The organism is Parabacteroides merdae ATCC 43184, assembly GCF_025151215.1.
In the GTDB taxonomy this organism is placed as follows: domain Bacteria; phylum Bacteroidota; class Bacteroidia; order Bacteroidales; family Tannerellaceae; genus Parabacteroides; species Parabacteroides merdae.
The window spans coordinates 1557631-1579895 of record NZ_CP102286.1 but is presented as its reverse complement, the minus strand read 5'-3'; the positions used below and the strand labels follow the sequence as shown (position 1 = coordinate 1579895).

General features: G+C 39.5%; 32 protein-coding genes. 30 read left to right on the top strand and 2 right to left on the bottom strand.

The features are described from left to right. Window positions 1–2 precede the first annotated feature (2 nt). The 17 genes from NQ542_RS06580 to NQ542_RS06500 all read left to right on the top strand — a co-directional run bounded on the left by NQ542_RS06580 (window position 3) and on the right by NQ542_RS06500 (window position 12968). Window positions 3–872 (top strand): DEAD/DEAH box helicase family protein, encoded by an 870-nt coding sequence (locus NQ542_RS06580; protein ID WP_005638491.1) that lies wholly within the window; start codon window positions 3–5, stop codon window positions 870–872. A gap of 319 nt (window positions 873–1191) precedes the next feature. Beyond that, window positions 1192–1935 carry a radical SAM protein gene (locus NQ542_RS06575; RefSeq protein WP_227945668.1) on the top strand — a complete coding sequence of 248 codons (744 nt, stop codon included), beginning with the start codon at window positions 1192–1194 and terminating at the stop codon, window positions 1933–1935. A 20-nt stretch (window positions 1936–1955) separates the two neighbouring features. After that, the gene (locus NQ542_RS06570) at window positions 1956–2081 is read left to right on the top strand and encodes a hypothetical protein (RefSeq protein ID WP_256445843.1); all 126 of its coding nucleotides are present in this window, start codon (window positions 1956–1958) and stop codon (window positions 2079–2081) included. A 173-nt stretch (window positions 2082–2254) separates the two neighbouring features. After that, window positions 2255–2734, top strand: a complete 480-nt coding sequence (locus NQ542_RS06565; protein ID WP_005638484.1) for a recombination protein NinG — start codon at window positions 2255–2257, stop codon at window positions 2732–2734. Beyond that, window positions 2731–3903 (top strand): DEAD/DEAH box helicase, encoded by a 1173-nt coding sequence (locus NQ542_RS06560; RefSeq protein WP_005638482.1) that lies wholly within the window; start codon window positions 2731–2733, stop codon window positions 3901–3903. The genes NQ542_RS06565 and NQ542_RS06560 overlap by 4 nt, the downstream gene beginning before the upstream one ends. A gap of 4 nt (window positions 3904–3907) precedes the next feature. Then, the gene (locus NQ542_RS06555; protein WP_005638480.1) at window positions 3908–4075 is read left to right on the top strand and encodes a hypothetical protein; all 168 of its coding nucleotides are present in this window, start codon (window positions 3908–3910) and stop codon (window positions 4073–4075) included. A 2-nt stretch (window positions 4076–4077) separates the two neighbouring features. Next, on the top strand, window positions 4078–4962 hold the full coding sequence (locus NQ542_RS06550; protein WP_005638478.1) for a hypothetical protein: 885 nt from the start codon (window positions 4078–4080) through the stop codon (window positions 4960–4962). A gap of 67 nt (window positions 4963–5029) precedes the next feature. Continuing rightward, the gene (locus NQ542_RS06545; protein WP_227945667.1) at window positions 5030–5476 is read left to right on the top strand and encodes a DUF6633 family protein; all 447 of its coding nucleotides are present in this window, start codon (window positions 5030–5032) and stop codon (window positions 5474–5476) included. Between the two features lie 267 nt (window positions 5477–5743). Further along, window positions 5744–8251 carry a DNA methyltransferase gene (locus NQ542_RS06540; RefSeq protein ID WP_005638472.1) on the top strand — a complete coding sequence of 836 codons (2508 nt, stop codon included), beginning with the start codon at window positions 5744–5746 and terminating at the stop codon, window positions 8249–8251. Window positions 8252–8253: 2 nt separating this feature from the next. Next, window positions 8254–8907 (top strand): hypothetical protein, encoded by a 654-nt coding sequence (locus tag NQ542_RS06535; RefSeq protein WP_147295491.1) that lies wholly within the window; start codon window positions 8254–8256, stop codon window positions 8905–8907. A gap of 4 nt (window positions 8908–8911) precedes the next feature. Next, the gene (locus NQ542_RS06530) at window positions 8912–10534 is read left to right on the top strand and encodes a DNA cytosine methyltransferase (protein ID WP_005638469.1); all 1623 of its coding nucleotides are present in this window, start codon (window positions 8912–8914) and stop codon (window positions 10532–10534) included. Window positions 10535–10536: 2 nt separating this feature from the next. Then, window positions 10537–11013 carry a YopX family protein gene (locus NQ542_RS06525; RefSeq protein WP_005638467.1) on the top strand — a complete coding sequence of 159 codons (477 nt, stop codon included), beginning with the start codon at window positions 10537–10539 and terminating at the stop codon, window positions 11011–11013. Beyond that, entirely contained in the window at window positions 11010–11288 is a 279-nt protein-coding gene (locus tag NQ542_RS06520) for a hypothetical protein (RefSeq protein ID WP_005638465.1), read from the top strand. Before NQ542_RS06525 ends, NQ542_RS06520 begins: the two co-directional genes overlap by 4 nt. Further along, on the top strand, window positions 11285–11689 hold the full coding sequence (locus NQ542_RS06515; protein WP_005638463.1) for a single-stranded DNA-binding protein: 405 nt from the start codon (window positions 11285–11287) through the stop codon (window positions 11687–11689). The genes NQ542_RS06520 and NQ542_RS06515 overlap by 4 nt, the downstream gene beginning before the upstream one ends. A gap of 96 nt (window positions 11690–11785) precedes the next feature. Then, the gene (locus NQ542_RS06510) at window positions 11786–12202 is read left to right on the top strand and encodes a hypothetical protein (RefSeq protein ID WP_005638461.1); all 417 of its coding nucleotides are present in this window, start codon (window positions 11786–11788) and stop codon (window positions 12200–12202) included. 117 nt (window positions 12203–12319) lie between these two features. Further along, window positions 12320–12505: a type II toxin-antitoxin system HicA family toxin gene (locus NQ542_RS06505; protein ID WP_039850072.1), complete on the top strand. Its 186-nt coding sequence runs from the start codon at window positions 12320–12322 to the stop codon at window positions 12503–12505. Between the two features lie 58 nt (window positions 12506–12563). Next, the gene (locus NQ542_RS06500) at window positions 12564–12968 is read left to right on the top strand and encodes a type II toxin-antitoxin system HicB family antitoxin (protein ID WP_039850043.1); all 405 of its coding nucleotides are present in this window, start codon (window positions 12564–12566) and stop codon (window positions 12966–12968) included. 183 nt (window positions 12969–13151) lie between these two features. On the opposite strand, the gene NQ542_RS06495 is transcribed toward NQ542_RS06500, so the two are convergent. Beyond that, window positions 13152–14237, bottom strand: a complete 1086-nt coding sequence (locus tag NQ542_RS06495; RefSeq protein WP_121955725.1) for a hypothetical protein — start codon at window positions 14235–14237, stop codon at window positions 13152–13154. A 622-nt stretch (window positions 14238–14859) separates the two neighbouring features. Continuing rightward, entirely contained in the window at window positions 14860–15135 is a 276-nt protein-coding gene (locus tag NQ542_RS06490; protein WP_005638451.1) for a helix-turn-helix domain-containing protein, read from the bottom strand. Between the two features lie 191 nt (window positions 15136–15326). On the opposite strand from NQ542_RS06490, the gene NQ542_RS06485 reads away from it, so the two are divergent. The 13 genes from NQ542_RS06485 to NQ542_RS06425 all read left to right on the top strand — a co-directional run bounded on the left by NQ542_RS06485 (window position 15327) and on the right by NQ542_RS06425 (window position 22264). Further along, a complete protein-coding gene (locus NQ542_RS06485; protein ID WP_005638447.1) occupies window positions 15327–15467 on the top strand; it encodes a hypothetical protein in 141 nt (46 codons plus the stop codon). Between the two features lie 36 nt (window positions 15468–15503). Then, window positions 15504–15686, top strand: coding sequence for a hypothetical protein (locus NQ542_RS06480; protein ID WP_039850071.1), 183 nt, complete (start codon window positions 15504–15506; stop codon window positions 15684–15686). Between the two features lie 12 nt (window positions 15687–15698). Next, window positions 15699–15896, top strand: a complete 198-nt coding sequence (locus NQ542_RS06475) for a hypothetical protein (protein ID WP_005638444.1) — start codon at window positions 15699–15701, stop codon at window positions 15894–15896. Window positions 15897–15908: 12 nt separating this feature from the next. Further along, the gene (locus NQ542_RS06470) at window positions 15909–16115 is read left to right on the top strand and encodes a DUF3873 family protein (RefSeq protein ID WP_081446985.1); all 207 of its coding nucleotides are present in this window, start codon (window positions 15909–15911) and stop codon (window positions 16113–16115) included. 106 nt (window positions 16116–16221) lie between these two features. After that, window positions 16222–16674 (top strand): hypothetical protein, encoded by a 453-nt coding sequence (locus NQ542_RS06465; RefSeq protein ID WP_005638442.1) that lies wholly within the window; start codon window positions 16222–16224, stop codon window positions 16672–16674. 76 nt (window positions 16675–16750) lie between these two features. Further along, on the top strand, window positions 16751–16891 hold the full coding sequence (locus NQ542_RS06460; protein WP_005638440.1) for a hypothetical protein: 141 nt from the start codon (window positions 16751–16753) through the stop codon (window positions 16889–16891). Then, window positions 16884–17573: a phosphoadenosine phosphosulfate reductase domain-containing protein gene (locus NQ542_RS06455; RefSeq protein ID WP_005638438.1), complete on the top strand. Its 690-nt coding sequence runs from the start codon at window positions 16884–16886 to the stop codon at window positions 17571–17573. The genes NQ542_RS06460 and NQ542_RS06455 overlap by 8 nt, the downstream gene beginning before the upstream one ends. Continuing rightward, window positions 17551–18267, top strand: coding sequence for a ParB N-terminal domain-containing protein (locus NQ542_RS06450; protein WP_005638436.1), 717 nt, complete (start codon window positions 17551–17553; stop codon window positions 18265–18267). Before NQ542_RS06455 ends, NQ542_RS06450 begins: the two co-directional genes overlap by 23 nt. 36 nt (window positions 18268–18303) lie before the next feature. Further along, the gene (locus tag NQ542_RS06445; protein WP_005638433.1) at window positions 18304–18705 is read left to right on the top strand and encodes a hypothetical protein; all 402 of its coding nucleotides are present in this window, start codon (window positions 18304–18306) and stop codon (window positions 18703–18705) included. Further along, window positions 18702–19970 (top strand): PBSX family phage terminase large subunit, encoded by a 1269-nt coding sequence (locus NQ542_RS06440; RefSeq protein ID WP_005638431.1) that lies wholly within the window; start codon window positions 18702–18704, stop codon window positions 19968–19970. Before NQ542_RS06445 ends, NQ542_RS06440 begins: the two co-directional genes overlap by 4 nt. A gap of 11 nt (window positions 19971–19981) precedes the next feature. Continuing rightward, entirely contained in the window at window positions 19982–21481 is a 1500-nt protein-coding gene (locus tag NQ542_RS06435) for a phage portal protein (RefSeq protein WP_005638428.1), read from the top strand. Between the two features lie 167 nt (window positions 21482–21648). Continuing rightward, entirely contained in the window at window positions 21649–21837 is a 189-nt protein-coding gene (locus NQ542_RS06430; RefSeq protein ID WP_004288889.1) for a type II toxin-antitoxin system HicA family toxin, read from the top strand. A gap of 34 nt (window positions 21838–21871) precedes the next feature. Continuing rightward, on the top strand, window positions 21872–22264 hold the full coding sequence (locus tag NQ542_RS06425; RefSeq protein WP_005638420.1) for a type II toxin-antitoxin system HicB family antitoxin: 393 nt from the start codon (window positions 21872–21874) through the stop codon (window positions 22262–22264). Window position 22265: the final 1 nt, after the last annotated feature.

The window sequence follows — 22265 nt, the reverse complement described above, 5'->3', positions numbered from 1 at the left end:
TTATGATAGAAACAAGAAAAACAGAAATCCGGTATGTGACATCTGACCCAAAGAAGATGCTCAACATGTATCTTGCAAAACGCGTCCTCAAAACATGGGAGGAATCTTTCATTGATGAAGATACCGGTGAAACAGTAACGATTGAACGGAATGAAATTCTTTTCGACCGTGGTACGCTGATAGACCAAGACATTTTGGCGAAAATTCGTTTCAGCATGGAAGCTGACGGTATCAGGGAAGTGGAAGTCAGCAATCAGAACCGTTTGGCGTTCGAGAATGAAAATAATGTGTTATATCCGCATATTGCCCAAGCGGAAATAGGAGGTAAGAAAAGCAAGTTCCTGCTTTACGCAACAGGGTTGGAGAATGCTTGCCTTATCTTGAAAGACTATATCGAACTAAACTATTTGTTCGGATTCACTCTGACTATGGTAAAAGAGTTCGATTCCTGTGTAATTCTCACCGATACTTTGAAAGAACGCAAGGTGGACGACGCTTCGATAGCCTACCTCAAAGAAGAGATTACTACAGAAGAATATCTTGATAAGATGGATGAAGAGAATCAGGAAGATGAAGAATCCAAGCCTGACGAAAGGAAGTTCTACCAAATTGAGACGAAAATTACCTTCATGAATGGAGAAAATGAAGATGAAAGAGTTCAAACTTTTGTCGTGAACACTTTTAACGTTGATAGGGCGATGATGCTTATTACTCACTACCTCAAAAATAAAGAGGAAGAATGTGAGAAACAAGCCAAAGAAAATGGACATGAGTTTAGAAAGAGGGAAATCCATACAGCTATAGAATCGGCAAAACCTATTCCGGTAGGACGATTCATCCCGAAAGAATTTTCAATAGCCTATATAGAATAATAGCATATTGTTTTTTCATGGTATTAGTTTTAGAGTAGAAACAGCCCTGTTCCGTCCGTGAGGATATGTCGGGGCAAATGGGAAGAAAGGTAAGTAGCCATGATATGTATATGTGTTTCTAGGGTTCGATTCCCCGGCTTCCCACCAAATCAACAAATAATAAAAATTAAAACATTATGGATAGCATGGATTATATGGAATACTGGTATCACTCAATGGATTTTGGTAATGATATACCTGTAGATAGTGATGATTTTGACAACTATAACTTTGATTGATTATGAATATAGTAAAAAGTAAGAGTTTTAACTCGCGAACAGTGTATTGTTTACGTCTTGAAGACGGTATGCTTGTAGAGACGACTGATACGTTTCTTCCGTACTACACGAAAGATGCGATAGGAAGGAAACAAAACTTCCTTGACAATGATAACTTGGGAAGTCGTTCCGAACGCTGGATGATTGGCGTTTCGACAATGAGCGGATGTCCTGTAAGATGCAAGTTTTGTGCTACAGGTAATATGAAACGCTATCGCAACCTTACGGCTGATGAGATTGTCGGTCAGGTGGAATTTGCCATTGAGCAGGCTGGATTCGACCCTTGCGATGCCAATGAGTTCAAGATAAACTATACCCGTATGGGAGAACCATTCTTGAACATTGAAGCCGTAAAGGAAGCTATCGGGCGTATTTCTGAAATATATCCGAACACTCACCATTATGTTTCAACGATTGGAATCAAGGGGAGCGATTTTTCTTTCGTTAAAGGCAATGTGACGCTTCAAATCAGTCTGCATAGCTTTGATGAAGAGAAACGAAACTGGCTTATTCCTTATCCAAAGAAGATGAGTATAGAAGAACTTGGTCGGATTCGAACCGAAAGTAACCTGAAAACTACTATCAATCTTACGTTGGTGAATGAATCAGATTTTGATACGGAAAAACTGGAGAAATATTTTGATAAAGAGTACTTCTTTGTTAAGCTATCCCCAATAAATCCAAACAACATATCGGAGAAAAACAATCTCGGTAACGGAATTATCGAGGGAGTGAATTTAGTATGAACATTTTAATTTTCAGAGTTATGGAAAAGATTAAAGAACAACTTGAACAAATGGGTTACGATTACGCAGTAGCAATCGCAACAAAGTCAGAAATTGAAAACGGGGCCGCTTGTGGCCAGTTATCTATCATCGTTGAGACAGAGTGATAATAAATTTGATTCAATAGATTCATTTAATTCGGCAAGCTCGGTCTGTGAAGATATGGCTTGCTTACATGGCGGTGTGTTGCATAATGTGGAAATGGCAGCCACACCCGTAAGGGTTGCACTTTAGATGCCGGTTTGAGTCCGGTCGCTGCAACAAATAAATTATTCTAAATATGCCGTACTACATAAAAAGAAAAAAGGCAAAGAAGAAAGACAAGCCTTTGCCACTGTTTGACAAAGCTGGTATAACAGTAAAGAAGAAGCCGGATTTGAAGGCAAAACTTGATAAAGAGTTTTCCCTTTTCATCCGGCTTCGTGATTGTATGCCTAATGGGGTTTTTCGATGTATCAGTTGCGGGCAAATAAAGCCCTTTGAACAAGCTGATTGTGGCCACTATTTCAGTCGTACACATTTGGCGACCCGTTTTGATGAAAACAATTGTCATGCCGAATGCCGACACTGCAATAGATTCAAAGCCGACCATTTAGAAGGGTATCGGGTGAATCTGATTGATAAAATCGGACAACAGAAATTTGCTTTACTAAAAGTGAAAGCTGCTGGTACTACTAAAATGACTGATTTTGAGTACGAACAATTAATCAAGTATTACAAAGCACTTAATAAGAAGTTACGAAAGGAGAAAGGGCTATGAGTTATGTATTACGAGATTACCAACAGAAAGCCTCTGATGCTGCCGTTTCTTTCTTCAATAACAAGGCGAAGAAAACAAATGCTATCATGGTATTGCCTACAGGAAGCGGAAAGAGCCTTATCATAGCTGACATCGCTTCAAGACTTGACGGTCATACATTGGTATTCCAGCCGAGCAAGGAAATTGTCGAACAGAACTTCAAGAAACTTTGTTCTTACGGGATTCTCGATTGTAGCATTTATTCCGCCTCCTTCAATTCAAAAGAGATAAGCCGGATAACATTCGCAACCATCGGTAGCGTGAAAAGCCATCCGGAACTTTTTGCCCACTTCAAGAATATCATCGTGGACGAGTGTCACCTTGTGAATCCGATAGAGGGAATGTACAAGGATTTCTTCGATGCTGTGAAGTGCAAGGTTCTTGGATTAACGGCAACGCCATATCGTTTGAGTTCCAGCCGTGACTTCGGCTCTATGCTAAAATTCATAACCCGGACAAAGCCCCATGTGTTTTCAGAGGTCATTTATCATGTACAGGTATCGACCTTGCTTGATATGGGCTATCTCTCAAAGGTGAACTACTATCCGATGAATCCTACCGGATGGAACGAACTCAATTTGAAGATAAACACTACCGGAGCCGACTATACCGATAAGTCAGTCCAAAAGGAATATGAACGGATAGACTTTTATAGTTACATCGTTCATATCGTCCAAAGGCTGATGAATCCGAAAGCAGGAGGCAAGAGGAAGGGTATTTTGGTATTTACCCGGTTTTTGAAAGAAGCGGAACGATTGACGATGTCCATACCCGGATGTGTCATTGTTTCCGGTGATACTCCAAAGAAGGAACGTGAAAGAATACTCGAAATGTTCAAGGTCGGGGAAATACCTGTAGTAGCCAATGTTGGTGTACTTACTACCGGCTTTGATTACCCAGAACTTGACACAGTTGTTATGGCCAGACCTACCATGTCACTTGCGATGTATTACCAGATTGTAGGTCGTTGCATCCGTCCTCATAAAGATAAGGAAGCCGCATGGTTTGTGGATTTATGCGGTAACATCAACCGTTTCGGTGAAGTTTCCGATTTGCATTTGAAAGACACGGGTAACGGAAAGTGGGCTGTGTTTTCAAGAGGAAGACAATTGACAAACGTAAGATTCTAAAGATATGGTAAAGAAGAACGAACGACAGGCCATCCGTCCGGATACCTGCTCAAAATGTAAGAGAGGGAAGCCGGTCAAGGTATCAATGGGGAATCCCAAAGTGGTTCTATGTAGTTTTTTCAACAGGCGTTTCGTTGCCGACAGCAAACGAAACTGTGATTATGCGATTTGATTATGGAATATTACATACCTATTAGCAGGCGACTATTTGAGCACCAATTGTGGTGCGAAGAGCGCATATATTCGAGGTTTGAAGCATGGCTTGATTTGATTCAGAGCGCACGATTTGAAGACACGAAACAACTTATCGGCAATAGGTTTATAGAGGTTAAGAGGGGCCAGATTCTTGCTTCATTGCGGTTTTTAGCTGGTCGTTGGCAGTGGTCTACAAAGAAGGTAAATTCATTCTTGGATCTACTGATACAGGACAAAATGATAATAAAGGAAACACCAAAGGAAACAGGACAAACCGTTATAACTATCTGTAATTACGATAAATACAATTCGCAAATAATACGAGAGGAAACGGAAAAGAAACAGCAAGGAAACACTAAGGAAACACCTCGGAAACAGCAAGGAAACAAAGTTAATAAAGATAAGAAAGAAAATAATATAGGAGATTCTGACGAATCTCTTGTATGTGGGACTTCGCAGCCCCACGCCGAACATATCGATTACTCCGAACTTGTCAAATTCTTCAATGAAGAAACAAAAGGTGTATTTGGTACGGTCAGGACTCCGCTTTCTGATAGCCGTAAAGGGATGATTAACGCACGTATAAAATCTTATGGCAAAAAGACGTTTGCCGACATGATTCATAGGGCATATCAAAGCGATTTCTTGAAAGGTCAGAACAAAAAAGGCTGGACAGCATCTTTCGATTGGCTTATCAAACCAACGAATTTTGAGAAAGTAATATCAGGTAATTATGACAACAATAATAGCAGAAACTATCCGGCAATTCCAAACGGGGCAAAATCACGAGAGGAACAAACAGACCGTGAAATCCTCGAATATGCCGCAAAAGCTTTCGGAAAGGACACGGTTAGTAGTAAATAGATACGGGGACGGTGAAAGTTTCGCTAAAAAGTTCAATCCTTCATTACAGGTTGTATGTGCTCAAAATGTGGAACGTTCGTTCAAGGGGAATGCGCCTTCATTGGCTTTGCTCGGAGAAACCTATCCAGATGAACAGGTGAATACTTGGATAATTGCTCAACTGATGGACTTGTACAAGTTTGCCGGTGTAAAAGAGAAGCCTACATTCCAACAGGTTTTGGAGCTTTCCGTGATGATACGTGTGGAATACTATTACCTGAAAGCTTCCGAATTGTTGCTTTTTTTCTTCAAGTTGAAAACTGGCGAATATGGCACCTTTTACGGTGTTGTGGATCCTATGGTGATCATGTCTGCTCTAATTGAGTTCAAAGCATACAGAAAAAGGCAACTGGAGAAATACGACCGGGAAGAACAGGAAAGACAACGAGAAAAAAGATACGAGAAGCAAGACAAGAACTCCGTACCATTTCCGGATCATTTGGAGTTTCTGAAAAAGATTATGGAATCAGAATAATCAAGCTAAGAAAATGAAAACAGTAGAAAAGTTAAGAATAGCACCTATTGGCACCATTGTAAACTTCGCAGATCGGACACTGATAATAAAGCGTTTCCGAGCTATCGTAAAGGGTAAAATGGTAATTTGTCGCGGATGCGTTTTCCGTAGCAAGGGTGGTGCGAATAGTTGCAAGTATATGACGGCTTGTTTTGCCAAATATAGACCGGATAGTGAGAGTGTGGTGTTTGAGGAGGTGGATACAAAATTGAAATAATTAAAATTATCATGGAATATATAGAATTTCTAAGAAACAAGATGGCTATCAGTCATCAAACGGGGTTTTATATTAATTCGGAAGAAATTACCCCGACATTATACCCTCATGTAAAAGATACCGTTCGTTGGGCGGTTGCCGGTGGATGCCGTGCTATATTCTCCAGCTTCGGTATGCAAAAGACAGTCACCCAGCTGGAAATACTTCGGGTAATCTTGAACCATAAAGGAGGCAAGGGATTGATCGTTTGCCCTAAGCGTGTGGTAGTCGAGTTCCTAACACAAGCGGAACAACACTTGCACATGAAAGTAACCTATGTCCGAACTATGGCAGATGTGATGATATGTCCTACCGACATCATGGTAACAAACTACGAACGTGTGCGTGATGGTGAGGATGGAGTGAGAATAGATCCGTCCTATTTTACTGCAACATCATTGGATGAAGCCAGCGTGTTGCGCGGATTCGGCACCAAGACCTATCAGGAGTTTCTACCGTTGTTCTCGGGTGTCCCTTACAGGTTTGTCGCTACGGCTACACCTTCGCCAAACAGATACAAGGAACTTATACATTATGCTGGTTATCTTGGTGTGATGGACACCGGACAGGCTCTTACTCGATTCTTTCAGCGAGACAGCACGAAAGCGAATAACTTGACACTTTATCCGCATAAGGAAAAAGAATTTTGGTTGTGGGTATCTACATGGGCGTTGTTCCTAACCAAGCCTTCCGACCTCGGTTATCCGGATACTGGCTATGAGTTGCCTGAACTCCGTGTACATGAAGAGATTGTGAATGTGGACAATTCTACGGCTGGAGCTGATCGTGACGGACAGGTGAAAATGTTTCGTGAGGCTGCTCTCGGACTTGCTGACGCGGCAAAAGAACGCCGAGATAACATGCAGGAAAAGATTGCCCGTGTGGTAGAGATAATCAATCGCCCGGAAAACAAGGACGACCATTTCCTTTTATGGCATGACTTGGAAGCTGAACGGCTGGAACTATGCAAAGCGATTCCAGGTTGTAAGGCTGTCTATGGTTCACAAGACGATGAAGAAGCCGACAAGGTAATATCCGACTTCAAAGATGGCCGGCTGAAATACCTTGCAGCTAAACCGGAGATGCTTGGTGAAGGTCTGAACTTCCAGTATCATTGTCATAAAGCAATCATGTTCATTGACTACCGCTTCAACGATAAGTTCCAAGCGATAGCCCGTATATACCGCTTTATGCAGCAGCATCCCGTTGATCTCTATCTGGTCTATGCCGAAAGCGAGGGTGAAATATTTAAGAGCTTCATGCAGAAATGGGCACAACACCGGGAAATGGTCGCAAATATGACTGAAATTGTCCGGCATAACGGTTTGTTCGGTTTGCAGGCCGAGGAAAAGATGATGCGCTGGATGTTCGCCAGTCGGGAAGAAAAATCCGGCAAGTTGTGGAAAGCAATCAATAACGATAATGTATTGGAATGTCAGAAGATGGAAAGTAACTCTGTAGATCTGATCGTAACCAGTATCCCGTTCTCAAATCATTACGAATACACGCCTACATACAATGACTTTGGGCACAATGAAGATAACGATAAGTTCTTTGAACAGATGGATTATCTTACACCAGAGTTAATGCGCATTTTGAAACCGGGTCGGTTGGCCTGCATCCATGTGAAAGATCGTGTTTTGTTCGGCAACGCCACGGGGGACGGTATGCCAACTATCGATCCGTTCAGCGAAATAACTGTATTTCATTACATGAAGCACGGCTTCCGATATATGGGACGCATTACGGTCGATACCGACGTGGTGAGGGAAAACAATCAGACCTACCGTTTGGGCTATACCGAGATGTGCAAGGATGGTTCCAAGATGGGAATCGGATGCCCTGAATATGTATTGCTTTTTCGCAAGTTGCCTACCGATACCTCCCGCGCTTATGCCGACCAGCCTGTTAAGAAGGACAAGAGCGAATACTCGCTGGCCCGTTGGCAGATCGATGCCCATGCAAGTTGGAAGTCTTCTGGCAATTCATTGTTGTCATACGAAGATATGAAAGGTGCTGGAATAGATAAGATTCGGCATTTGTTCCGTAACTACGAACGTGAGCATATCTACAATTATGAAGAACACGTGTCTTTTGCGGAAGAGTTAGAAGCATACGGAAAACTTCCAAAAACATTTATGGCTGTCGACCCTGTAAGCAAGAAGGATTGGATATGGGATGATGTGGCCCGTATGAGAACGCTTAACACAAAGCAATCACAAAAGAAACGACAAAATCATATTTGTCCTCTTCAGTTAGATATCGTTGAAAGGCTGATTGAACGGTACTCGAACAAAGGAGAATTGGTATTTGACCCGTTCGGAGGTATCGGTACTGTCCCTTATTGTGCTATCAAGTTAGGTCGTAGGGGACTTTCAACAGAACTCAATTATGATTATTGGAAAGACGGGCTTTCTTATCTGCGGGAAGCGGAGAACGAAGTAAGTGCTCCTACATTGTTTGATTTAATGGCTATATGATTATGAAACAATACAATAATTGGGAAGAAATAGACAAAGACACAGACGGACTTGTTACTTCATTGACTTACATTGTCCTCTTCGTAAATGATCAAGTTTATAATTACGCACTTAATATTTACGATAGTTGCCGTAATACTCCATACTACAGGCGTGGAGTAAAGAAGAACATAAACGAATTGAAAAGATTCATGGAATCGTACAATACAAACATTTGCAGGATTGCGAATGTCAATGTTGAAACGCTTGCGGTTATAACGCAAAGCATGGAAGACGATATTAAACCTCATATCGACAAATACGGGTTTGCCATAAGTCAGACGCTTTTAAATAATGGATGTTCAGGAGAACTGAACCATCTAATATCAATCGCTTCTACTATTGATATGTTATGCCAAACATCCAAGATTACAATACGTGATTTTTACATATCAATGCGAAAATTGGTCCCAATAGCTGTGAATCCTTTGGCTTGGCTGTCTATTGACAAAGCCATGTTTTACGCAAGAATGATAACGGATAATCTAACCCCAAAGGATGTAAGCATTAATTTGAACGATATACCTGCTATATCTACGGCATTTCAAGCTATTGCCAATAAAATGTTAAGTCCGGATGTGTTTGAAAAGGCGTTTAATGAATGCCTAACAAGATAGTGAAATGAAAAAGTTATTATACATAGACCTTTTTTGCGGTGCCGGTGGAACTTCTACCGGCGTGAACACAGCGCGTCTTCATGGCGAACAGTGCGCAGAAGTCATTGCGTGTGTCAATCACGATGCGAATGCCATTGCGTCACACGCTGCAAATCATCCGGACGCGCTTCACTTCACAGAAGACATCAGAACGCTTGAACTGTCACCACTTGTGCATCATCTTCAGAAGTGTCGCACGAAGAACCCTGACGCACTTGTTGTGCTATGGGCATCGCTTGAATGTACGAACTTCAGCCGTGCAAAAGGCGGTCAGCCACGTGACGCAGACAGCCGGACACTTGCAGAACATCTTTTCAGATACATCGAAGCAATAGACCCCGATTATATTCAAATCGAGAATGTCGAAGAATTTATGTCGTGGGGTGAACTTGATGAAAACGGAAAGCCGGTGTCAAAAGACCGTGGCAAGTCATATATCAAGTGGGTGAACAACGTGAAGAAATACGGCTACAACTTCACGCATCGCATACTGAACGCAGCAGACTTCGGCGCATACACATCGCGCAAACGCTTCTTCGGCATCTTTGCGAAGAATGGTCTGCCGGTTGTGTTCCCGAAACAGACACATTGCAAGACAGGTGCAGCAAGTTTGTTCGGCACAATGCCGAAGTGGAAGCCAGTGCGTGAAGTTCTTGACTTTGAAGATGAAGGCAAATCAATCTTCAGCCGAAAGAAACCGCTTGCAGAAAAAACGCTTGAACGCATATATGCCGGACTGATTAAGTTTGTCGCAGGTGGCAAAGATGCCTTTATGGTGAAATACAATTCGATGAACCAACGCGGAAAGTATGTGCCGCCGTCACTTGATGAACCCTGCCCCACTATCGCGACACAACAGCGTCTTGCACTTGCATCAGTGTCTTTTCTGTCAAAGCAATTCAGCGGTCAGCCTGACAGCAAGAACGTGTCTGTCGAAGAACCGGCAGGAACAATAACGACTATTGACCACCACGCATTTGTGAAAGCGCAATTTATTGTAAACTATCGCTTCAATAATACAGGCCATTCTATTGAAGACCCAGCACAAACGATATGCACGGTAGGTCAAATTGGTGTTGCATCTTGCAGTTTCATCGCAAATGAGTATTCGGGCGGTGGTCAGCTTTCAAGCATCGAACAGCCCAACCCGGCTGTGCTGACGAACCCGAAGCAGAAACTTGTCACCGTGAAGCAGCACTACTTGATGAACCCACAATTTGCGTCAAATGGCGGTTCTGTCGATAAACCGTGTTTCACGCTCATCGCAAGAATGGATAAAATGCCGCCATATCTTGTCACGACTGAAACCGGCGAAGTCGCTATTGAAGTCTATGAAACAGACAGTCCTATGACTGTCAAAATCAAAGAATTTATGGCACTTTACAACATCATAGACATCACTATGCGTATGCTGAAGATTGATGAACTGAAGCTGATAATGGGTTTCCCGAAAGACTACGAACTTATTGGCACACAGGCAGACCAAAAGAAATTCATCGGCAACGCAGTTGAAGTGACTATTGCCAGGAAGTGGTGCGAAGCACTATGTGAAGAAATATACAATCGTAAAATCAAACAATTAGCATAATTATGAACCGGAAAATCAAATTCAGAGGGCGTATAACTAAATCAACCGAATGGGTTTATGGGTCTCTTATTGTTTATCCTGATGGGGAATACAACATACTTTCTCAACGAAAAGAAAATTCATCTAAGATGGATGATTGGTGCGTTGATAAACAAACCGTTGGCCAGTTCACGGGCTTGTATGACAAAAATGGACAAGAAGTATATGAGGGGGATATTGTTAAAAGAAAAATTATAAAAAGTGATTTCTATCCTGAACAATATATGCCTCACATAAAGGAACAACATGAGACAAAAAGATGGGTTGAATCTCAAACGGGAGTTATAAAAATGTGTCCAGAAATACGCTTTGGGGAGGAGTTTATAACTCGGATGCCTAAGCAAAAAGATATAGATAATGGTATTATTGATAATTTTGATTATGAAGTCGTTGGTAACATATACGACAACCCAGAACTACTGAAAGGAGGCACGAAATGATTAAGGCTTTAATATGGGCGATAATATCGCTTTTGATGCTATTTGTCATGACATCTGGAATATCTATTCAGCTCAAACCATTTCGTATAGACATTACTTATCCATATTTCGGATTAGGAATTGTATTGACCGCCATAGGGCTTACCCTGTGTATCGGATCAGCGTACTACTATGGAATCTCAAATAACCAATACAAAGATGGCTATAAGAAAGGATTTCATGCCGGCGTTGAATATGTTATAGAATTTGCAAAACAAAAAAAGAATGAAGAATGAGCATAAATAAAGTAATCCTTCTCGGTTATACCGGCAAGGATCCTGAAGTGAAAGATGTTGCCGGGACAAAGGTCGCCAATCTATCGCTTGCTACCACGGAGAAGGGCTATACCCTTCAAAACGGGATCCAGGTTCCAGACCGCACGGAATGGCATAGTCTTATCTTTTGGAAAGGTCTGGCCGAGGTCGTAGAAAAGTATGTCAGGAAGGGTTCTCAAATCTATATCGAGGGCAAGATCAAGACCCGGCAGTATGAGGATAGAACGGGATCAAAGCGGTATGTGACAGAAATATTTGTTGATAAGCTGGAGTTATTGGGAAGTAGACTTGCCCAGCAAGAAGCCAGTCCACAATCGAAACTCTATCAACCTGAACAATCAAGAGAAGATCTTCCATTCTAAAAAATACAAGAGGCAACGCCCCGAACCACCAGTAACGTTACCTCCCCACACGATTATTTAGTACAAATATACTATTTACTTCTAAATAATTGTGCCATGTTTTCAGAAATTGCGGAAATAAAATCAATTAGAGAGCAGAAATCAAAGTTATCGGAAAGGGAAAAAGAGCTGACAGAACCTATATTGACGGACCTTGATATGATAGGAATGTTATATCGGTGGTTCCAAGAGATTATTTCTCAAAAGGAGATATTTAGGTCAGGGAATGTTACCCAACGAAAGAAATTCATTTTTATCATCTTGTTTTTGTATTCTCCGAGTACCCTTGCCGGAGGAAAGATGAAAAATGGCCTTCGAGATAAGCTGGCGGAGGTTTTAGGTGTAAATGCCCAGACAACCATATCCAATAACCGTAATAACTTGGTTTTCTCTTACCAGCTGTACAAGTATTTCCGGCAAGATGTGGATTGGATATATGGGGAGATGATGGAAAGGATAAAGCCGGAGAAGTAGGTCGGCTTCGTTAATTGTTAAAAGCAACAAATATGTTACTGTTTTCTTTGTGGTTACTTTTGTGGTTGTAACAAAAACGTTATATTTGTGGCGTCAATTAAAAAGTTCTTTGATTTTATGAAGTATTCAGAGTTTTACAAATTGATTGAATCAGCAGGCTGGACAATCAAAAAGGGGACGAACCATTACAAATATGTTCATCCCGACTTTGACTACTTTATCCCTGTCGGTAGGCATCCGGCAAAAGAGATTCCAAACGGTACTCTTGATAGTATGATGAAAAAGGCGGGGTTAAAGAAGTAAAAGGACTGCACCCACTTCGGTGGGTGCTTTAATTGACGAAATTAAAAATGGCACGATTATGAAGAAGATTAAGGCGATTATCGAAAAGGCGAATGATGGAGGTATTTCTATTTATTCGGAAGACGTGAACGGCGCGTATGGTTTCGGTCTTACGGAGCAGGAAGCCAAAGATGATTTCCTGTCTGTACTGGAAGAACAGGCTGAATATTACAAAGAGAAACATGGTGAGTTTCCTGTGTGGTATAAGTCTGGCTATTCTGTTTCGTATATTTATGATTTGAGTGGATTCTTCGAGGCATTCCCTTTCATAAATGCCAGTAAGTTTGCAAAGGAAATTGGATTGAACGAGTCCGTTATGCGAAAATACAAAGGAAAGATCGTTACAGCTTCCGAAAAGCAAAAGGCTATAATCCAAGAGGGGTATAATAATATCCTCAAAAGAATGGAAGCTGTCAGATTCTGATATTCCAGCCGTGAGGCTCTGATATAAAATCGAGAACTAATTGACAAAAGTAGGCGCATCGTTTTGGGTGCGCCTTATTTATTGTTTGTTTAAGGTATTGCTTTCGGATAAATATATACAAGTAAAATAAGGGTTAGTCATAGAGAATGAGGGAATAGTTAATCAGAACTACCTGTTTTAATTTTAATTAAATGTAATTTGATTTCCAGTCTGTTTGTTGATTTGCATTTTTATTTCATGGAATATGTTGGCGCAATTTGTGAGACTTTCATTTTTTGACAGTACTTGATCTGCAAAAAGAATGTTGTATTCACAAATACTATCGTATAGAGCTTTCGAGTGCTTCAAAAGGGGCAAAAAATCTCTGATGGATTTTATATTTAAATATTCTTTTTTTATATATAAATGAAGAAGGGGATCTATAGATTTTTTTATTATAAAATCAATATTGGTTTTGTTTTCCTTGATTTTTTCGTTATAGGAGTTTATAATTTCCCAAATGGGTTTAGCCAATATCGTTAATCGTTGATTCTTTTCTAGATCTATTGCTAAAAATACACTTTCATTTTGTATTTGTTCATTTATTTTTAGTATTTCATTTGATGGCATGGTTATATATTGATGTGAATGGTTTGAGTAATCATTATCGAAACTTTTGAATAGATCAGATATATAATCTAAATGAGGATGTAATTTGATGTAATACTTTTCATCGATTTTAAACTCGTAGAAAGCGTCAAAAACATAATCAACATTTAAACTCTTAATCCTAATAGCTTCGTCTATGGTATTGATTTTTAAAATACTATGTTCCCACGGTCTTTTATGAACAGATTCATTATATTCTTTAATATATAGAACCTTTGTTCTACATTTTTTCTCAATATTATCTAAAGTAAGGGCGATGGCTTTAAGTAATGATCTTTTTTTCTCTTCTTCTTTCTCTTTTTCATGTTTTATTCCTCTCTTAAAGACAAATATAGCGACTCCAGCCCCTAAAAGTGATCCAAATAATGTGCCTATTATATTAAGCCAATCTTTATATGTCATATCAGCATTTGGAGTATCTGTTACTTTCTCATAAATTTTATTTATAACCTGTTTATTTTTTGCACTTAATTCATATTGCTGTTTAAGAATGTCAGTCTGTTCGTCGAGTTTTTTATTGATCGAAATACAGCATTCAATGTCTAATGGGGTGGAGACATCTGCATGTATGGAAAAGACAAGTGTAAAAACAAAGATTAAAAGTGATAATAATATTCTCATGATAGTAATAAGTTTAACAAGTTCCCAAAAGTACTTATTTTGTATGACTCAACCAAGCAGATCCTTTGAAAATTTGTACACGCAAGAAAGAAGTATATTATATTTATTATTATTATTTGTGTCGCTTGCTGTGTCTACCTTGTGTCACTTTGTTGTGTAATGGGCTGTATTTTAAAGCGTTATCTGTGTCTATTCTGTGTCGTTTGCTGTGTCAACATTGAAGGTAAATTGTTAAAATACAGGTGCTTATCTGTGTCGTTTACTGTGTCGCTTTTTTATTGGGGTATGTCAGTGAATGATGTAAAGTGTTGATGAATAAAGTTGTAGCTGTGTCAAAGAAAGTAAGCCGGAGAAATCCGGCTTACTTTAATATATGGCTATTTATTGTATCGGCTTTTATAAGGTTCTACCAAATGTTCCGTAGAAATAACAGATACGTCAAACCAACCATCTGTAACTTCGTTAAACAATACCGTTTTACATATAGGACATACCGCTTCCTCACGTTCTTTACCTCCAGGAACTCCCATCCTATATTCTGAAACCTTGATTGTCGCGCCACAATGAGGGCACTTTCCTTCACCTCTATCACTATACATAATCACCTCCTATTTTATTAGGTTTATAATTTATCTGCTAACTTCTTAATATCATCTTTACTATTAATCACATGTGTATCCTTACCGATCCGGACGGCTCCGACTACTTCGTCAGAAGACTTATCGAATAGCTCTGTAACAGGAACACCGAGGGCGTTGGCGATTTCTTCTAAACGTCCGATGGTCGGATTTCCATTTATAGACTTAGACAATCCAACCTCTGTTAATCCAAGTTGCTTTGCAAGGTCTTTCAACATGATACCTTGCTCTCGACAAATATCCTTTATTCTTAAATCCATAATTATACATATTGTTTAAGTGCAAAAATATCTCATTTTTCCATATCTGTATAAGAAATGCGACAAAAATATACAGAAAGTTTATTTATTAACATATATTACACAAATAGATTTGGTTGTGAATTAAACAATCTGTTATATTTGCGGTGTAAAATTAAACGATTTGGATAATTCAATTAAATATAAAGGTTATGACAAACATTGATAACATGAACAACGAACTGGCAGCGTTAGCCGCCATGAGTGAGGCAGAAGCCTGTAAGCTCTACAATGTAGACTACAAAGACGAGGCTATTCAGTATATAGTTGATTATTGGACTTGCATAGCTTGAGAACAGATAGTAATAACAATTAAAAGATATATGATTATGGCAACATCAGTAATTAAACAGAGAACAATAGAAAAGTTCATCATGTCAGAATTTGCACAAGGTAACTTAGATACACAAGAACAAGTAGCCTGTATGATTATCTTGATTCAGAAGAAGCTGAATATGTCAGTAGAACAGGCTGGTGACTTCGTAAGAAAGGCAATAGGTATTAACGCTTAAATACATACGATTATGAAAGCAGATTTAGTTTTAGTTATTAGCCCAGAAACATCACTGATGAAACAATTGGGCAAAGTATTAGGCAAGTTATGTTCTATGTGTGATTTTTCTACCATAGAAAGAGGCGAAAAGTATGTCACGATACAACATGATGAAACCGGGCTTGTAGTGGCTTATACGAGTGAAGAACGGTTGAATGTGAAACATTAAATAAGATTGATTATGAACTCAATAAACGAAAACGGTTGCAGCGTATGCCAGCCCGGTAAAGAGAATTATACTACCTACAACACCAAGTTGCGAGGTAAGAGAGTGAGAATGTATCAGTACGACTACCGTACTGAAAGCGGTGAATTGTTTTCTTGTTGTGCACCTACCTTAGAAGCATGCAGAGAAAGACGGGACAAATGGCTCAATTCGCAACAATAAGTCGATTGTTGCGTATAGCGGTTGAAGATATTTCGTTATCTTTGGTTGTGGTAGTACCTTTGGGATACTATCTTTTATAGAATAAATTTTATAACGATATAGTGATATGAAAATTGATTATAATGGTCAAGAGATAGAAGCGTATTCGCTCATAATGACAAAAGAAAACGCTTTAGATATTTTGAATGGCAAAAAGAGCATAGAAACACGTATGCTTAGCGTCAAATATGAGAAGATGTTCACAGACTTTGCTCAAGTTGACGAAAATGAGAAATTGAGAAAAGCTGGACGCGAGCAAGAATGTCAACCTATTTTAAGGACTGATATAGAAGCTATTCATTTTTACAGTACTGGTGCACCATGGACACTTGATGTCGCTATTGATGAAATTGGTATAGGCGAAATAACAGAAGAAGGTATTAAGTTCATGCATGATGAATTTGATTTCCATGATTTTGATGAACAATTAAAAGAGTTCAAGAAGAATCCACCGAAAGAGTTGCCATTATTTTACTACTTACATATTTGTGAAATCATAAGCCATTCAGGTTTGAAATAATATAAACCACTTGGGTGGCTTTGCTTATTAGTAAAAGGATTGTTTAATTTAAAATTTAAGATTATGCCAGAAACGTATGCAACAGATGCAAGTGGTCGAAAGTATCGTACCCGAAAAGATTATGAAGCCGGACGATTTCAATCTATGGGGCGAAATGCAGCTCAGCGAGCAGGAATTAATCGTAGAGCAGGCGGTAGAGTTGTCTAAGAATGGATAAAGCAATAGACATAATTAAAGAAGTTGCTTTAAAGGCTGACAGGGTTATATTGTTTCACTCGGCATCGGGCAAGGACAGTATAGCCCTTTTGGACCTAATATCACCTTATTTCAAAGAGGTCGTTTGTACCTATATGTATGTTATAAAAGATTTATCTCATATCAATCGTTATATAAATTATGCTTGCAGTAAATATCCAAACGTGAAGTATATTCAGATACCTCACTTTGCGGTCTATTCATTTAGACGGATAGGATATCTAGGATGTATCAAAAATGAGAAGCAGAAGTTGTACAATATGGCGCAACTTACGGATATTGTAAGGGAGAAATATAATATCGAATGGGCCTTCTTTGGATTTAAGCAGTCTGATTCAATGAATAGGCGTTTAATGTTGCGTACATATAGGTTGAACGGTATTAACGAAGTGCAAAAGAAGTGTTATCCCTTATCTGAGTATCGGAACAAAGATGTATTGGAGTACATTAGTCGAAAAGGTCTAATCAAACCCGAATCATACGGAGGGAAACATCAATCATCCGGCACTGACATAACGGATATTAATTACTTGTTATTTCTTCGTTCTAAATATCCAGTTGATTTACAAAAAGTTATAGATGAATATCCTTTGGTAGAACGGAAATTATTTGAATATGACTATGAAAGAGCTAAAACAAAGTGAAACAAGGATTATAAAACGCTCTCAAATGAATCTTAATCCGATTAACCCTAAAAGGCATTCGGACGAGAAAGTAAAGCTGCAAAAGAAAAATTTGCAGAAAGTTGGTTTTCTTGGTGGTATTGTATGGAATGAGAAATCCGGGAATCTGATTGACGGGCATCGAAGGATTAAGGCTATGGACTTGCACTACAAATACGATGGTACATCTAAAACGGATTATGATGTAAAGGTTGAAGTCGTAGCTCTTGACGATAAGGCTGAGAAGGAACAGCTTACATATATGGCAGTAGGGAACACGAAACCGGATATAGACCTTATAGCTGGTTATATCTCTGATATAGATTATACGGATGTGGGATTGGATATTGGGGAGCTCAACGATATTCTTTCTATAAATACAGCTATTCCTTCTTTCTCAGATTCTTTAGATGATCTATTATCTCCTGTATCATCGTTCGATGAAATAGAAAATCCTGTAATGGATGAAAAGACGTACGAAGCTAAAAAAGAACACATGAAATTCATCAAACAGCAGGTAAAAGAATCCGCAATAGAAAGACAACAGAATGAAGAAGCTTTTATAACATTATCTTTTTCTTCCTATGAAGCTAAAGATAACTTTTGTGACTTACTTGGCATTAGCACAGATGATAAGTTTGTCAAAGGAGAGGAAGTGTTGAAATTGATTAAGTGACGAAAGTAACAAATACGCGCGCCCGTACGTAAAGATATGGCAAAGAAACCTAATATAGACGATTTTAGGAAGATTCTCCGCAAATCTGGTGGAAATCTAACCAAGGTTGCGGCTACGTTTAAAGTAGCTCGGAAAACAATATACCAATGGGCGAAAGAGGATGTTGAGTTTAAAGATGCCATATCAGATGAGCGTGGAGCTTTGGTTGATGAATGTTTGGTTTCTGCCCGTGTTCTTGCATTGGGTATTCCCGAAAAGGATGAAAAAGGAAATTTTATTGGCTGGCGTGAACGTCCAGATGGCTATATGATTCGTTATTTGCTTTCTACATTAGGAAAGAGCGAAGGTTTTGGGGAAGAATCAGAAGACGCTGATATTCCAACAGACATAGAGCACGGCATCAACATTGATTCATGGATTAAAGACAAGTTGAAATGATAGTACCTCAAGAAATTTACCATCCATTATATGAGGATAAGGAAAAATTTATAATTCTTATCACCGGTGGGCGTGGTAGCGGTAAGTCTTTCAATGCTTCTACATTCATAGAACGTCTTACTTTTGAAATGACTCCTGTAGAGAAGATAGTTCATCAGATTCTTTACACCCGTTACACGATGGTTTCTGCCGGTATGTCTATCATCCCCGAAATGATGGAGAAGATAGAACTTGACGGAACAACAAAGTATTTCAAAACTACCAAGACGGACATAGTCAACAATATGACTAAAAGCCGTATCATGTTCCGGGGTATCAAGACCTCTTCAGGGAACCAAACGGCAAAGCTGAAATCCATTCAGGGTATTACAACTTTCGTATGTGATGAAGCTGAGGAGTGGACAAGCGAAGAAGAGTTTGACAAGATAATGCTATCCATTCGTAAGAAAGGCATTCAGAACCGGATTATCATTATAATGAATCCTTGTGATTCCAACCACTTCATCTATAAAAAGTATATCGAGAAAACTCACAAATTGGCAGAGATTGATGGCGTACAAGTTCAAATATCCACTCATCCGAACGTACTTCATATCCATACCACGTATTTTGACAACTTGGAGAACCTATCACCGGAGTTCTTAAAGGAGGTTGAGGACATGAAGGCGAATAACCCAGAAAAGTATGCTCATGTAGTTATTGGGCGGTGGGCTGATGTCGCGGCAGGTGCTGTGTTCAAGAAGTGGGGAATTGTGGATGAGTTTCCAGCTTGGGCAAAGAAAGTGGCTATCGGGCAAGACTTCGGTTATACACATGATCCGTCCGCTTCCATACGGTGCGGAATTGTGGATAATGCCCTATATCTGGATGAAGTGGATTACCGTACAGGACTGCTATCTTCTGACATTATCAAGACTCTTCGTCCGTGGGGCTTGAAGGTAATTGCCGATAGTGCAGACCCTCGTTTGATTCAAGAGGTACATAACGGAGGCATTAGAATATATGCTGTCGAAAAGGGTGCCGGATCTGTAAACGCTGGCCTTGACAAGATGAAGAGCATGGAGATATACATTACCAAACGCTCGTATAACTTACAAAGTGAGTTTAGAAAATATGTTTGGGCGAAGGACAAGGATGGGAATTACATCAACGATCCAGAAGACCATGACAATCACGGTATAGACGCGGTACGTTATTATGTCTTGGGTGAGCTTCTTGGCAAGATTCAGAAACCGAAAGATTTAACAGGAATATTCACACACTAAAAATATAAGCTATGCCATTGTTGAGTTTAGAAGAAATATTAGCATTGTCCGACATCGGGCAGAAGATAAACTACCTGAAGAAAGGTAGGAAGACCGAACTCCCAGACCGTTGTAAACTTTGGGACGACTGGAATCCCGAACGCCATGAAATCATGGTTGATAAAGAGAAATACCCGGATAGAAAGGTTCTTGAAAAGGATGCAGAAAAGGTCTTTGATGAAAAGACTGGTAAGACCTATGAAATCGAAGCACAATATAAGACTGAACCGGTAAACCGTATTTCTATCCCTTTGGAGCAAGATATTGTCAACATTCAAACAGCTTTTACGGTCGGCACAGAACCGTCTATGGATTGCACTCCGACTGATGATGATGAAAAGAAGCTGCTGGATGCGGTAAAGGCTGTATTCAAGTCCAACAAAATCAAATATCAGAACAAGAAGATTGTCCGTGCCTGGTTATCCGAACAGGAAGTTGCCGAGTATTGGTATGTCACTGATGATGATTCGTTCTGGGCGAAGTTCTGGAAGAAAGTAAAGACTACTTTCGGGGGCAAGGTTAAGCCTACCAAGAAGTTGAAAAGTGTATTGTGGTCACCATTCAGAGGTGATAAACTTTATCCGTTCTTCAATGATGAAGGTGATTTGGTTGCTTTCTCTCGTGAGTACAAGAAAAAACTCATGGATGACTCGGAAATTACCTGCTTTATGACTATCACAGACAGAATGGTCTATCAATGGGATCTGTCTAAGGGTTACGAGGAAAGAACTTCTTTCGTCCATGGATTCTCGAAACTGCCGGTTATCTACGCTTATCGTCCCGAACCTTATTGCAAAAAGATAAAGACTTTTCGGGTCCGGTTGGAGAAATTATTATCCAATTATGCTGATTGTATAGACTACCATTTCTTTCCGCTGTTGAAGCTAATTGGTGATGTAGAGGGTTTCATGGGTAAGGTTAAGGATAGAATGGTTAAACTTACAGGTGAGGGTGCGGATGCTCAGTATCTGACATGGAATCAGGCAAATGACACCGTAAAATTTGAGGTAGAAACCCTCTTTGAGAAAGCATATTCTATGACGAATACACCGCAAATCAGTTTTGAAAAGTTGAGCGGTGCTGGAAATGCCTTGTCGGGAGTGGCTTTCGATTACGTATTCCTTTCGACACATTTGCAAGTTCAAAATCATGCCGAGGTGATAGGTGAGTTCTTGCAAAGACGTGTAAACTTCATTGTCTCTGCTTTAGGCTCTATAAATCCATCTGAATTTAACAAAGCATCTGAAACGATAGATATTGGTACAGAAGTTGTTCCGTATCGCCTTGACAATTTAGAAGATAAAGTCAATGTAGCTGTAAAAGCTGTGTCGGGTGGTGTATGGTCACAACGACATGGGGTAATGTTCGCTGGAAATATTGACCGCATCGAAGAAGAAATTGCAGAGATAAAAGAAGAACAAGCAGCAAAGAATGAGCAAATCGGAAATAAAGAACAGAAAAATGCTTCTTAGTCAGAAAAATTACGAGGTTTATAATTTTAGTATAAGAAAAATAGAATGGTTAGCGGTAATTCTTCGGAGTTACCGCTATTTTTATATTCATAGTAAAATAACGAATAAATGCTTTGATAATATTCGTATTATTACTATATTTGCATGGTAATTAAGTCCAAAGCGTTATGAGTTACAAATCAGTTAAAGACGTTGTAACTATGTTGCAAGAAAACGGTTTTGTTCTAAAGAGTCAGAAAGGTAGTCACATGAAGTTTGAGAAAGACGGCAAAGTGGTTATTGTACCGAATCATAACAGCAAAGGCGTTGAGAAAGGCACTTATTACAGCATTTTGAGACAAGCGGGGCTAAAGTAGCCCCCTTGTTCTCTTAATTAAAAAAGGAGGTAATATGAAAACAGTAGAAGTTATTGTAGAACACGCAGGAAAGAACTTAAGTGCTTATATTGAAGATGCTCCTGTCATTACAGTCGGTAACGACATGAAGGAGTTGGAAGATAACATGAAGGAGGCTATCGAATTGTATTTGGAAGATAACTCTAATCCTTGTGAGGTGCTTTCTGGAGAATTTGAGTTAAAGTTTAAGATTGATGCTGCTACTTTTATCAACTATTACAGTAATATCTTTACTAAGGCTGCATTGAGCCGTATTACAGGAATCAATGAACGCCAGTTGTGGCATTATGCTGCCGGAGTTCACAAACCTCGCAGGCAGCAGTTAGAGAAAATTCAGAGGGGTATTCAATCATTGACAAAGGAGTTATCGGCTATAAATTTGTTATAGT